This is a genomic window from Nocardioides ferulae (genome assembly GCF_003660455.1).
GTDB lineage: Bacteria > Actinomycetota > Actinomycetes > Propionibacteriales > Nocardioidaceae > Nocardioides > Nocardioides ferulae.
In genome coordinates this window covers 73,119-85,723 of sequence record NZ_QZVR01000021.1, presented here as the reverse complement: position 1 = coordinate 85,723, position 12,605 = coordinate 73,119, and the positions used below count along the sequence as shown (strand labels likewise).

The window sequence follows — 12,605 nt, the reverse complement described above, 5'->3', positions numbered from 1 at the left end:
CACGAAGTGACTCGCCGGTAGTACGTTGCGCCGGCCGGCTCCGGGAGGGGGCCGGGTCATGTCCGTGACGCCGCCGACGCACCGGCGGCGTCTCTCTCGGGAGGGAACTCCGTGCGCCTGTCTCGCCTGCCCTGGGCAGCCCATTCCACGCCGTCCACGCCGTCCACGCCGTCCACGCCGTCCACGCCGTCCACGCCGTCCACGCCGAGGAGGCGGTCCCATCGGTCGGCGCTGCTCGCGCTGAGCCTCGTCGGCGGGCCGCTCGCCCTGCTCGCCCCGCCCACGGCCGCGTCCGCGGACGTGCCGGACCGCCCGTTCGACCACTACGTGGCGCTCGGCGACTCGTTCACCGCCGGGCCGCTGATCCCCGGCACCGCGCTGGTGCCCTGCGCCCGCTCGAACCGCAACTACCCCGCCAAGCTCGCCGAGCGGCTCGAGGTCGAGCTGACCGACGTGTCCTGCTCCGCGGCCCGCACCGAGCACCTCTTCGAGCCGCAGGAGGGCATCCTCGGCACCGCCCCGGCCCAGCTCGAGGCCCTGCGGCCCGACACCGACCTGGTCACCTTGGGCATCGGCGGCAACGACGGCGGCCTCTTCGGCACGCTCATCGACCGCTGCCCCGAGCTCGCCGCCGAGCGGCCGACCGGGGCGCCCTGCCGCGCGGAGTTCACCGTCGACGGCGTCGACACGATGGCCGCGCTGGTGCCCCGCACCGGCCGCAGCGTGGCCCGCGCGGTCGCGGCGATCCGGCAGCGGTCGCCGCACGCCACCGTGCTGGTGGTCGGCTACCCGCGGCTGATGCCCGCGGGCGGCTCCTGCACCAACGGCGCGGTGCCGATGACGCCCGCCGACATGGTCTGGGCCGACCGCCTGCAGAAGCAGCTCAACCGCGCCCTCGCCCGGGCGGCGTCCCGGCAGCGAGCGGGGTACGTCGACACCTACCGGCCCTCGCGCGGCCACGACGCCTGCGCGGGCGAGGACGCCTGGGTGCAGGGCAAGTGGATCGACGTGCTCAAGGCGATGGAGTACCACCCGTTCGAGTCGGGGATGACCGCGCTCGCCGGCCTGGTCTACGCGTCGCTGGCCGGCGACGACCTGGCTCGCGGCGGGCTCGCCCAGGCCTCGGGCACCGAGCCGGGCCACGCCCCGTCGCAGGCCGTCGACGGCGACCCCACCACCCGCTGGGCCAGCGGGGCCCGCGCCGACGGCGAGTGGCTGCGCGTCGACCTCGGCCGGAGGCGGACGGTGGACCGGGTGGTGCTGCGCTGGGAGACGGCGTACGCCCGCGGCTACCGGATCGAGGTGCGCGACGGCCGCCGGTGGCGAAAGGTCTGGTCGACGATCAACGGCGACGGCGGCCACGACACCGCGCGGTTCGCTCCGGTCACCACCCGGCACGTGCGGCTGGTCGGCGAGCGGCGGGCGACCCGCTACGGGATCTCGGTCTTCGACTTCGAGGTCTACGGTCCGGAACCCCGCGCCCGACAGGTGGTCCAGCCCACCGCATAACGCGGGGTTCTGTGGATGGTCGCGCGGGCCGGGCAGGCCTAACCTCGGAAAGGTGAGGGAGCAGCCGGTCGGGCCCGTGAGCCGCCCGCGTCGCGGCGCGCTCGGCCGCGCCCTGGCCGCGCTGCTCGCTCTCGGCCTGCCCGCCGCGCTGGTCACCCCGTCCGCCGCCGCGGACGACGGCGGCGGGCCGGCCGCCCTGGCCGCCCGCGACCACGCCTCGCCCGGTGGTGGCGGCGGCCACAGCCACGGAGGTGGCGGCGGGGGAGGCGGGGGAGGCGGGGGCCGATCGTCGTCCGGGCCGATCGCGATCGGCGTCGACAAGCGCGGCACGTCGTACGTCGGGTTCCGCAGCGGCGGCGCGCTGGTGCGGGTCAACTCCTCCGGCAAGGTCGTCGGGCGGGTCGGGCTCGACCAGGACGGCCCCGTCAGCGGCGTGTTCGCCTACGGGCGCGGACGGGTGTGGGTCGACTACGGCACCTCGGCCTCGCTGCTCGCCGGGCGGGGCCGCGTGCTCGAGCACTTCGAGCACCACGAGGGCAGCTGCCCGGACCGGGCGAGCGCCGAGCGCTACGGCGGCATCGTCGCGGTCCGCAACCGGGTCTACATCGCCAGCCGGTGCAGCGGCACCCTGCTGGCCTACAGCACCAGCGGCCAGCGCCTGGCCCGCGTCGACCTGCCCGGCCGCGGCTTCCCGCGCGGGATCGCCTACGCGCCGGAGCAGTCCGGGCACCCGGCACGGGTCTTCGTCGGCCTGCCCGACAGCGGACGGCTGGTCGCCTACTCGGTCTCCGCGCTGGGCCACCACGCGAAGGCGACGGTCGTGCGCGTGCCCCGGCCACGCGGCGGCCGCAAGCCGGTGCCGTCGGGGGTCACCGCCGACCGGTTCGGCCAGGTCGTCGTCGCCGACTCCGCCAACCACGCCGTCTACGTCCTCGACGCCAACCACAGGTTCTCCCACTACCGCACCCTCGGGCACCCCCCGCGGGCCAGCCGCCGCCTCGGGTCGCTCTGGTCGCCCGGGGCCCTCGCCCAGCACCCGCAGGACGGCGGGTCGCTCTCGGGCAACCTGTTCCTCGCCGACACCCACAACCGGCGCATCCAGCGCTGGGACGTCGGTGGCTACACCCACTGGGGGCAGCGGGTGAAGGCGCCGGCCGGTGGCGGCGGCTCGGGTGGTGGCTCGGGTGGTGGTGGCGGCGGCCAGGACCCGGACGACCCGGACGACCCGTCCCCGGTCGGACTGCCCCAGAACCTCGCGCCCCCGGAGATCACCGGCACCCCCTCGCCGGGGAACCGGCTCGAGTGCGACCCGGGCACCTGGAGCGGCTCCCCGTCGTACACGTTCGCCTGGACCGTCGGGTCGGGTGTTGCCGGCAACGGGCCGGTCTACGACCTCACCTCGTCCGACGTGGGCGTCTCGCTGGTCTGCGAGGTCACCGCGAGCAACCGCAAGGGCTCGGCGACCGCCGAGTCCGCGGCGGTGGCGATCGTGGCCGACGAACCCTGAGCTTCACCCGTCGGCCCGGCGCGACGCCGGTGACGCCGGTGCCGGTCCGGCCCCGGCCTAGGCTGGCGGCATGGTCACCATCGCCAGGAACGAGCGCGTCGACCTCGAGGGATTGCTCGACTTCGTCCGCCCGCGCCACCAGTTCGTGCTGCTCACTCACCGCGCCGACGGCCGTCCCCAGATGTCCCCGGTCGCCGGCGGGGTGTCCGCCGACGGCCACCTGGTCGTCTCCACCTACCCCGACCGGGCCAAGGCCACCAACCTGCGCCGCAACCCGGCCTGCTCGGTGATGGTGCTCTCCGACGACTGGAACGGCGCCTGGGTGCAGGTCGACGGCACCGCCGAGGTGCTCGACATGCCCGACCCCGAGGCCGAGGACGCGCTGGTGGAGTACTTCCGCTGCATCGCCGGCGAGCACCCCGACTGGGAGGAGTACCGCGCCGCGATGCGCCGCCAGGGCAAGTCGCTGCTGCGGATCACCGTCGAGCGGTGGGGCCCGGTCGCCACCGGCGGGTTCCCGCCGGACCGCGCGCCGCAGGACTGACGCCGTAGCCTTGCCGGTGTCGGTGGGCTGCGGTTCCCTCGTCCCATGACCTCTCGGACCGGCTGCTCGTTCGTCCCGCCCTACCTGCTGCGCCACCTCGCCGAGGCGGAAGCGGCGGCGACGCTGGCGGTCGACGAGGGGTTCCGTGCGTCCCGTGCGTCCCGGGCGGCGCGGGCCGGTGTCCGAGGCGGTACGCCGACCCCGCCGGCCGAGCGGCAGGCGGGGGCCTGGACCGTGCACACCGCCGACAACACCGAGACGCTCCCGGGCCGGGCGGTGCGCGCCACCGGCGAGCCCGACGTCGGCGACCCGGCCGTCGACGAGGCCGCGACCGGGGTCACCGCGGCGCTCGCCCTGTTCGAGGAGGTCTTCGGCCGCCGCTCCTACGACGGCGCCGGCGCCCCGGTCAGCGTGACCGTGCACTACGGCCGCGACTACGCCAACGCGTTCTGGGACGGCACCCAGCTGGTCTTCGGCGACGGCGACGGCCGGGTCTTCGAACGCTTCACCAAGCCGGTCGACGTGCTCGGCCACGAGCTCGCCCACGGCGTCGTCGAGCACACCGCCGGGCTGGTCTACTCCCACCAGTCCGGCGCCCTCAACGAGTCGCTGTGCGACGTCTTCGCCGCCTGCCTCAAGCAGCGGCTGCGCGGGCAGACCGCCGCCCAGGCCGACTGGTTGATCGGCGAGGGCCTCTTCCGGCCCGGCGTCGACGCCCGCGCGCTGCGCGACATGGCCGCCCCCGGCACCGCCTACGACGACCCCGCCCTGGGGCGCGACCCGCAGCCGGCCCACCTCGACGACTACGTCCACACCGACGACGACTCCGGTGGGGTGCACCTCAACTCCGGCATCCCCAACCGGGCGTTCGTGCTGGCCGCGCGCGCTCTCGGCGGCTCATCGTGGGAGGGCGCCGGCGCCATCTGGTACGCCGCGCTCACCGGCGGGCGGGTCGGCCCCGACACCGGCTTCGCCGGGTTCGCCGCGGCCACGGTGGCGGCCGCCGGCGGCTCCGCCGAGCAGGTCCGCGACGCCTGGGCGGAGGTCGGTGTGGTCCCCGACGACACTCCCGCGCCACCGGTGCCGGCGCCGGGCGGTGAGCCGCGCGGGGTGGTGCGGGTGCGGCGTACCGGAGGGTTCGCGGGCCTGGTCGCCGAGGGCGAGGTCGACCTCGACACCGACGACCCCCGGGCGCCGGAGCTGCGCGCGCTCGCCGACCGGGTCGACCTGGCGGCGGTGACCGGCGGAACGGCGCAGCCCGACCGGTTCGTCTACACCTTCGACGTGTGCGGCCACCACGCGGTGCTGCCCGAGCAGGCGCTGACCGACGACCTACGGCGCCTCGCGGGGCTGCTGCTGGACCGACGAGAGGGCAGGTGAGTCAGGGGGTGATCGGCACGTGAGCCGGGTCGAGCTCAGGCAAGAGCGCGGTCGAGCGCCGCCGACACGTGCAGCGTCGTGCACGGGAACACCGGCACGTCGCTGTCGGCCTGGCGCACCAGCAGCTCCAGCTCGGTGCAGCCGAGCACCACGCCCCCGGCGCCGGCGTCCCAGAGCTCCTCGATGACCGCCAGCACCGTGCGGCGGGAGCCGTCGTCGACCTTGCCGTGCACCAGCTCGTCGTAGATGATCCGGTCGACGGTCTCGTGGTGCCGCTCCTCGGGCACCAGCACCTGCAGGCCGTGCGAGGCGAGCCGGTCGGTGAAGAACGAGCGCGACATCGCGAACGAGGTGCCGAGGAAGGCCACCGACTCGACGTCCTCGGCCCGGCAGGCGTCGGCGACCACGTCGGCCAGGTGCAGCAGCGGGATGTCGATGGCGGCCTCGACCTGCTCGGCCACCCGGTGGAACGTCGTGGTGCACAGCAGGAGGAACTCCGCGCCGGCGCGCTCGACGCCGCGGGCCGCCTCGGTGAGCAGCGCCGCGACCTCGTCCCAGCGCTCCTCGCGCTGCAGCCGGGTCACCTCGGCGAAGTCGACCGACGACAAGACGGTCCGGGCCGAGCTCAGCCCGCCGAGACGGTCCTCCACGCCGCGGTTCAGCGCCTCGTAGTAGACCGCGCTGCTCTCCCAGCTCATGCCACCGATGAGTCCGATCGTCTGCACGCGCCGCAGTCTGCCATCCCCGCGGCCGAGTGCCACCTCCCGTGCCCCGGTTCGGGACCTTCGTCCCCACGCGTCTCGACAGGCGGACGAGCCGCCCGGTGGTCGAGTCTGGCCGGTGGTCGAGCCTGCCGAGACCCGGGGGTCGAGCGGCCGGTGGTCGAGCCTGCCGAGACCCGGGGGTCGAGTTTGGCCGGTGGTCGAACCTGCCGAAACCCGGGGGCAGTGGTCGAGCTTGCCGAGACTTCGCAGGCTCAGGCCTGGCGGTGGGGTCTCGACCCGCCCGTCGCGCCCTCCTCCGTCGGCCGCGGGGCTCGCTCGACCTCCACCGCGTCAGGCACAACGCAGGCTCAGGCCTGGCGGTGGACCTTGTGCTGGGCGGCCTGCGCGCGGGGCCGGATCACCAGCTCGTCGATGTTGACGTGGCTGGGCCGGGTGGCGATCCAGGCGATCGCGTCGGCGACGTCCTCGGCGACCAGAGGGTCGGGCACCCCGGCGTACACCGCGGCGGCGCGGTCCTGGTCGCCCTCGAACCGCACGAGCGCGAACTCGTCGGTGCGCACCATGCCCGGGGCGACCTCGGAGACCCGGATCGGCTCGCCGCACAGCTCCAGCCGCAGCGTCTCGGTGACCACCTTGGTGCCGTGCTTGGCCGCGGTGTAGCCGCCGCCGTTCTCGTAGGCGACCCGCCCGGCGGTCGACCCGACGTTCACGATCACCCCGTCGCCGCTGGCGCGCAGCGCGGGCAGCAGGGCCTGGGTGACCTGCATCAGGCCGACCACGTTCACCTCGTACATCGCCCGCCAGTCGGCGGCGTCGGCGTCCTCCACGGTCGCGGCGTCGAAGGCACCGCCGGCGTTGTTCACCAGCACGTGCAAGGAGCCGTCGGTGGCGTCGACCGCGGCGGCCAGCTCGCGCACCGAGTCGGCCGACGTGACGTCGCACCGCACCGCCAGGCCGCCGATCTCGGCGGCGAGTGCCTCGATCCGGTCGGTACGCCGCGCGGCGCACACCACGCGGAAGCCCGCCGCGGCGAGCGCCCGTGCCGTGGCCGCGCCGATGCCGCTGCTGGCGCCGGTGACCACCGCGAGGCGGGTGCCGGGGCTGGGTGAGGACGTGGTCGTGGGCGAGGCGACGGTCTCGGTCATGGCGCCCATTGTCGTGGAGGGCGTCCCGCTCACCGTCTTGACCCTCGAACCCGGCCGGGTGACGGTGGCACACTCGGGGCGTCCCCCCGATCCGTGCCCGGATCGACCCCCGACGCCCCCACCCCGACGCCCACCCCGTCGGCCCACCCGGCCGGCCGCTGCCGAGAGGTCCTGCCCATGCGTGCCACCGTCCTCGCCGCCGTCGCCGGGCTGCTCGGTGGCGGCTGCTGGGTGGGCGGCGCGCTGCTCGAGGAGGAGAGCCTGCACTGGGCCGGTCTCGCGCTGCTCGCGCTCGCGCTCGCCGCCGCCGGCACCCGCCTGGTCTCGAGCAGCGCGGGCTGGCTGCAGGCGCTGGTCGCCGTGGCCTTCCCGCTGCTGGTCTGGTCGGTGCTCGAGGTCGTGCGCGACGGCCTGGACGCCGACCCCGCCGTCGACGGCGTCGCCGGCGGTGCCGCGATGCTCATCGCGGTGGCCGGTCTGGTCCGGGCCCGGGCGGCGTCCAGGGCCGCCGTGCCCGTGGGGCCTGCGCCGCAGGTCCCGGCGCCGCGTCGCGCCGGCAGCCGCCGCGCCACCCGACGCGACCGGGGCACCCACGCCCACTGAGCGGGGGTAGGGAAGAACGCGTGGGAAGCCCGCTGCTCGGCGCGACGGCGAGACGCATGCGACACCCACCCGCGGGAATCGGAAAGGGCACACGCTGGTTGCAGGTCGATGGACGAGTGCGCCGCCGAGCGGCCGCCCCGCCGACCGCACCCCGGGGACCGGACCCGGCAGAGGCAGAAGAGGACGATGTGGACCCCATGAGGCGCCTGGCCATGATCAGCCTGCACACCTCGCCGCTCGACCAGCCCGGCACCGGCGACGCCGGCGGGATGAACGTCTACGTCCTCGAGCTCGCCAAGCGGCTCGCCGCCCACGGGGTCGAGATCGACATCTTCACCCGCGCCACCAGCTCGGCCCTGCCGCCCCAGGTCACGGCGTACGACGGGGTGACCGTGCGGCACGTCCACGCCGGGCCGTTCGAGGGCCTCACCAAGGAGGAGCTGCCCGCCCAGCTGTGCGCGTTCGCCCGTGAGGTGCTGCGGGTCGAGGCGGCGCATCCGGTGGGCCACTACGACCTGGTGCACTCGCACTACTGGCTCTCGGGCCAGGTCGGCGCGCTGGCCCGCGACCGGTGGGGCGTGCCGCTGGTGCACACCATGCACACGATGGCGAAGGTGAAGAACGCCGCGCTCGCCGACGGCGACGCTCCCGAGCCGGCCGCCCGGATCATCGGTGAGGAGCAGGTCGTCGAGGCCGCCGACATGCTGATCGGCAACACCGACGCGGAGGCCAAGCAGCTGATCAACCTCTACGACGCCGACCCCGGCCGGGTCGAGGTCGTCTACCCCGGCGTCGACCTGTCGGTCTTCCAGCCCCGCGACAAGGCCACCGCGCGCGCCGAGCTGGGGCTGCCCCAGGATGCCGCCGTGCTGATGTTCGCCGGCCGGATCCAGCCGCTGAAGGCGCCCGACGTGCTGCTGCGCGCGGTGGCGGTGCTGCTGGCCCGCCACCCCGAGCTGCGCTCCCGGCTGGTCGTGCCGATCGTCGGCGGCCCCTCCGGCAGCGGCCTCGAGCACCCCGAGTCGCTGGCCCAGCTCGCCACCGAGCTCGGCCTCGACGGGCCCGACGGGGTGGTCCGGTTCGTGCCGCCGGTCTCCCAGGCCGAGCTGGCGCGCTGGTGCGCGGCCGCCACCCTGGTCGCCGTCCCCTCCTACAACGAGTCGTTCGGGCTGGTCGCCGCCGAGGCACAGGCCACCGGCACCCCCGTGGTCGCCGCCGCCGTCGGCGGCCTCACCACCGTGGTCCGCGACGAGCGCAGCGGGCTGCTGGTCGAGGGCCACGACCCGGCCACCTGGGCCACCGCCCTGCTCCGGGTGGTCGCCGACGAGGCACTCCGGCGGCGCCTCGAGGCCGGCGCGCTCGCCCATGCCCGCACCTTCTCCTGGGAGGCCACCGCCGCCGCCACCCTCGAGGTCTACCACCGGGCCCGCGCGTCGATGCGGGAGGCGGCGGCGTGAGCGACCAGTCTCCGGCCGAGGCCTCGTCCGCGTCGGGAGTGCCACAGGCTCCGGTCGACGACGCCGTTCGCGCCGCCGTCGACGTGGTGCGCGCCCATCTCACCGACAGCGAGATCGAGCACCGCGAGCTCGCTGCGGGGGTCTTCTCGTTCTCGCTGCCGGGCGAGAAGAAGCTGCAGACCGCGGTGCGCCTCGACGTCGGCCCGCACGCCCTGGGCGTCCACGCGTTCGTCTGCCGCCGACCCGACGAGAACCACGAAGAGGTCTACCGCTGGCTGCTGCAGCGCAACCTGCGCATGTACGCCGTCGCGTTCGCCCTCGACCGGCTCGGCGACATCTACCTCGACGCCCGGCTGCCGCTCGGCACGATCACCCCCGAGGAGCTCGACCGGCTGCTCGGGTCGGTGCTGACCTACGCCGACGAGTCGTTCAACACCATCCTCGAGCTCGGCTTCGCCTCCTCGATCCGCAAGGAGTGGGAGTGGCGCAAGCTGCGTGGCGAGTCCACCCGCAACCTCGAGGCGTTCCGCGGATGGCTCGAGGCCGGCGAGGAGCCAGACTCCGACTGAGCGACGCGGCGGCGGGTCCGGCTCGGGCTGAGCTGTAACGCGGTGTCCGTGGCACTACCGCGGTGCTGGGACGCCGCAGTAGTCACCCGGACACCGCGTTACAAGCCGCACTGCGCGCGACTCCGGGCGCCGATGGTGACGAGGCGCGGGCGGTACGCCGCTCAGGCCGGCTGCGGGGAGTCGTCGGCCACGACCACCTTCGGCTTGCGCCGCGCGACCGCGACGCCGACCAACGCCAGCACGCCCCCGGCGTACGCCATCGCCGGCGGCACCTCGTCGAGGAAGACCAGGCCCAGCAGGATCGTGATCGGCGGCACCAGATAGGTGGTCACCCCGAGGCTGCTGGCGGTCATCGTCTTCAGCGCATACGCGTAGGTGCTGAACGCGATCGCGGTCGGGAACACCCCCAGATAGACCACCCACCAGATCGACGACGCGGGCGCGTCGCCGGCCTCGGAGAGCAGGGTGCCGAGCCACGGCAGGCAGGCGATGGCGCCGACCGTGCAGGCCAGCCACGTGAGGTGGACGGCGCCGATCCGCGCCATCAGCGGCTTCTGCAGGATCACGCTGATCGAGTAGACCACCGCCGAGACCAGGCACAGCACCACACCGAGCGCGTCGTGCTCGGGGTCGTCGGAGGTCGACCAGCCGATCAGCCCCACGCCGGCGAAGGCCAGCGCCAGCCCGAGCGCCAGGAACCCGGTGAACCGCTCGGCGAGGAACACCGCCGCGAGCAGCGCGATCAGCACCGGCGAGACCTGGATCAGCATCGAGGCGGTGCCGGCGTCGATGCGCCGCTCGCCCTCGTTCAGCGCGACGTTGTAGACGCCGTACCAGAGCACGCCGATCGCCACGATCGACACCCACTCGCGCCCGGTCGGGCGCGGCAGCCCGCGACTCAGCGCCACCACCCCCAGGCAGAGCGCCCCCACCAGCAGCCGACCCAGTGACAGCGCACCCGGCGAGAAGTCCTCGCCCAGGTGTCGGATCGCCACGAACGCGCTCGCCCACAGCACCAGCGTCACCGCCACCGCGGCCACGGGCAGCCAGGCCGCGGGCGCCGGCGCGGCGGGGGCAGGGGCGGCGCCGGCGGTGGGCCCGGCGGTGGGGGTGCTCGTCACCGGCTCAGCCTAGGAACCGCGGTGCGCGATCGGCACGCGGTTCTCCGACGTCGTACGCCGAGATCGCGCCAATGTGGGCGGCTGCCGGTCGGGTGGGCGCACCGAGAGGTCAAGCGTTCCCCGACACGCCGCGAGAACGCGGGAATCAGTGACCCCTCGGCGTCAGAGGTCCAGCTTGTAGCCGAGACCGCGGACCGTGACGAGGTACTTCGGCTCGCCCGGGTCCGGCTCGAGCTTCGCGCGCAGCCGCTTCACGTGCACGTCGAGGGTCTTGGTGTCGCCGACGTAGTCCGAGCCCCACACCCGGTCGATCAGCTGCCCGCGGGTGAGCACCCGGCCCGGGTTGCGCAGGAACATCTCCAGCAGCTCGAACTCCTTCAGCGGCAGCCGCTGCTCCTGGCCGTCGACGGTGACGACGTGCCGCTCGACGTCCATCCGCACCGGACCCGCCTCCAGCGTGGACGGCGCCAGGTCCGGCTCGGCGCCGCGGCGCAGCACCGCCCGGATCCGGGCGACCAGCTCACGCGAGCTGTAGGGCTTGGTGACGTAGTCGTCGGCGCCCAGCTCGAGGCCGACCACCTTGTCGACCTCCTCGTCCTTGGCGCTGACCATGATCACCGGCACGTGCGAGGTCTGCCGGATCTGACGGATCACCTCGGTGCCGGGCAGGCCCGGCAACATCAGGTCCAGCAGCACGATGTCGGCGCCGTTGCGCTCGAACTCGGTGAGCGCGTCGGTGCCGGTGGCCGCGATCGCCACCTCGAAGCCCTCCTTGCGCAGCATGTAGGCGAGAGCCTCGCTGTAGCTCTCTTCGTCCTCGACGACGAGTACCCGGGTCACCGGTGTTCCTCCTGGTTGCTGGAAGCGGTCGGGCCGTCGGCCAGACCGTCGTACGAGAGATCCACGGAGCCGTCCTCCGCCCCATCGTGGCGGTGATGGCGCGGCAGCGACAGCGTGAACGTCGACCCCTGGCCCTCCACCGACCACACCCGCACCTCGCCGCCGTGGGTGGCTGCGACGTGCTTGACGATCGACAGGCCCAGACCGGTGCCGCCGGTGGAGCGGTGCCGGGCCGGGTCGACCCGGTAGAAGCGCTCGAAGATGCGGTCGATCTCGTCGGCGGGGATGCCGATGCCCTGGTCGACCACCGAGATCTCCGCCCGGCCGTCCTCGGCCTTCGTGGTCACCAGCACCGTGGAGTCGGGATCGGAGTAGGACACCGCGTTCGCGACCAGGTTGGCCACCGCGGCGGTCACCTGCTCCTCGTTGCCGACCACGTGCAGGCCCGTCGTGCCGGAGGTGACGATCGAGATCCGCTTCGCCTCCGCGTCGATCGCGCTGGTGTCGACCGCCACCGCGACCACCTCGTCGAGCGCGAGCATCGTGGGCGCGTCCAGCGGGTCGTCGTCCTGCAAGCGGGACAGCTCGATCACCTGCTGCACCAGCCGGGTCAGCCGCTCGCTCTCGGTGAGCATCCGGTCCGCGAACCGCTTCACCGCCGTCGGGTCCTCCGCCGCGTCGTGCACCGCCTCCGCGAGCACCCGGATCGCACCCACCGGCGTCTTCAGCTCGTGGCTCACGTTGGCCACGAAGTCGCGGCGTACCGCCTCCACCCGCCGCTCCCGGGTGCGGTCCTCGACCAGCGCCAGCACCAGGCGCGAGCCCAGCGGCGCCACCCGCGCTGTGACGTGCCGGTTCGGGGTGGCCGACCGGGTCATCACCAGCTCGGTCTCACGGATCTGGCCGTCGCGGCGCACCTGGTGCACCAGCTCGGCCAGCTGGTCGGAGGCCAGGCGGGTGCCGCGGACCAGACCCAGGGCGTACGCCGGCGCGGACGCCTTCAGCACCAGGTCGGACTCGTCGACCACCACCGCGCTGCTGCGCAGCACCGACAGCACGGTCGCCACGCCGGTCGGCACCAGCGGCTCCTCGACCGGCGTCGCCTGGTGCTGCTGCCGGTCGCTGTAGTGCCAGGCCAGCACCGCGCCCCCGGAGACGAAGGCCCCGATGATCGCGGCCAGGAACGCCTGCGTCGTCGGGTCCAC

The 12,605-nt window shown here is 74.5% G+C and carries 12 protein-coding genes; 7 read left to right on the top strand and 5 right to left on the bottom strand.

Annotation, left to right across the window (positions count from 1 at the left end; genetic code table 11):
* The first annotated feature begins 111 nt into the window (after window positions 1–111).
* The 4 genes from D6B71_RS18825 to D6B71_RS18810 all read left to right on the top strand — a co-directional run bounded on the left by D6B71_RS18825 (window position 112) and on the right by D6B71_RS18810 (window position 4,940).
* Window positions 112–1,509 carry a GDSL-type esterase/lipase family protein gene (locus D6B71_RS18825; RefSeq protein WP_121257952.1) on the top strand — a complete coding sequence of 466 codons (1,398 nt, stop codon included), beginning with the start codon at window positions 112–114 and terminating at the stop codon, window positions 1,507–1,509.
* A gap of 52 nt (window positions 1,510–1,561) precedes the next feature.
* The gene (locus tag D6B71_RS18820; protein WP_126688322.1) at window positions 1,562–3,016 is read left to right on the top strand and encodes an NHL repeat-containing protein; all 1,455 of its coding nucleotides are present in this window, start codon (window positions 1,562–1,564) and stop codon (window positions 3,014–3,016) included.
* Window positions 3,017–3,086: 70 nt separating this feature from the next.
* Entirely contained in the window at window positions 3,087–3,560 is a 474-nt protein-coding gene (locus tag D6B71_RS18815) for a PPOX class F420-dependent oxidoreductase (protein ID WP_121257949.1), read from the top strand.
* A gap of 45 nt (window positions 3,561–3,605) precedes the next feature.
* Window positions 3,606–4,940 (top strand): protealysin inhibitor emfourin, encoded by a 1,335-nt coding sequence (locus D6B71_RS18810; RefSeq protein ID WP_121257947.1) that lies wholly within the window; start codon window positions 3,606–3,608, stop codon window positions 4,938–4,940.
* Window positions 4,941–4,975: 35 nt separating this feature from the next.
* Here D6B71_RS18810 and D6B71_RS18805 read toward each other — a convergent pair whose 3' ends face one another.
* Both D6B71_RS18805 and D6B71_RS18800 read right to left on the bottom strand, forming a co-directional pair.
* Window positions 4,976–5,665 carry an aspartate/glutamate racemase family protein gene (locus tag D6B71_RS18805; protein WP_121257945.1) on the bottom strand — a complete coding sequence of 230 codons (690 nt, stop codon included), beginning with the start codon at window positions 5,663–5,665 and terminating at the stop codon, window positions 4,976–4,978.
* 347 nt (window positions 5,666–6,012) lie between these two features.
* The gene (locus D6B71_RS18800) at window positions 6,013–6,810 is read right to left on the bottom strand and encodes an SDR family oxidoreductase (protein ID WP_121257943.1); all 798 of its coding nucleotides are present in this window, start codon (window positions 6,808–6,810) and stop codon (window positions 6,013–6,015) included.
* A 177-nt stretch (window positions 6,811–6,987) separates the two neighbouring features.
* On the opposite strand from D6B71_RS18800, the gene D6B71_RS18795 reads away from it, so the two are divergent.
* From D6B71_RS18795 to D6B71_RS18785, 3 genes are all read left to right on the top strand, one after another.
* A complete protein-coding gene (locus tag D6B71_RS18795) occupies window positions 6,988–7,413 on the top strand; it encodes a hypothetical protein (RefSeq protein ID WP_121257941.1) in 426 nt (141 codons plus the stop codon).
* Between the two features lie 197 nt (window positions 7,414–7,610).
* Window positions 7,611–8,870, top strand: a complete 1,260-nt coding sequence (gene mshA, locus D6B71_RS18790; RefSeq protein WP_121257939.1) for a D-inositol-3-phosphate glycosyltransferase — start codon at window positions 7,611–7,613, stop codon at window positions 8,868–8,870.
* Between the two features lie 83 nt (window positions 8,871–8,953).
* Window positions 8,954–9,439: a type III secretion system chaperone family protein gene (locus tag D6B71_RS18785; protein WP_276311015.1), complete on the top strand. Its 486-nt coding sequence runs from the start codon at window positions 8,954–8,956 to the stop codon at window positions 9,437–9,439.
* Window positions 9,440–9,600: 161 nt separating this feature from the next.
* Here the strand turns inward: D6B71_RS18785 and D6B71_RS18780 are convergent, their stop codons facing one another.
* The 3 genes from D6B71_RS18780 to D6B71_RS18770 all read right to left on the bottom strand — a co-directional run bounded on the left by D6B71_RS18780 (window position 9,601) and on the right by D6B71_RS18770 (window position 12,605).
* Complete coding sequence (locus D6B71_RS18780) at window positions 9,601–10,560, bottom strand: DMT family transporter (protein WP_240641553.1); 960 nt, start codon at window positions 10,558–10,560, stop codon at window positions 9,601–9,603.
* Between the two features lie 162 nt (window positions 10,561–10,722).
* Window positions 10,723–11,400 carry a response regulator transcription factor gene (locus D6B71_RS18775; protein ID WP_121257937.1) on the bottom strand — a complete coding sequence of 226 codons (678 nt, stop codon included), beginning with the start codon at window positions 11,398–11,400 and terminating at the stop codon, window positions 10,723–10,725.
* The gene (locus D6B71_RS18770) at window positions 11,397–12,605 is read right to left on the bottom strand and encodes a sensor histidine kinase (protein ID WP_121257935.1); all 1,209 of its coding nucleotides are present in this window, start codon (window positions 12,603–12,605) and stop codon (window positions 11,397–11,399) included. Before D6B71_RS18770 ends, D6B71_RS18775 begins: the two co-directional genes overlap by 4 nt.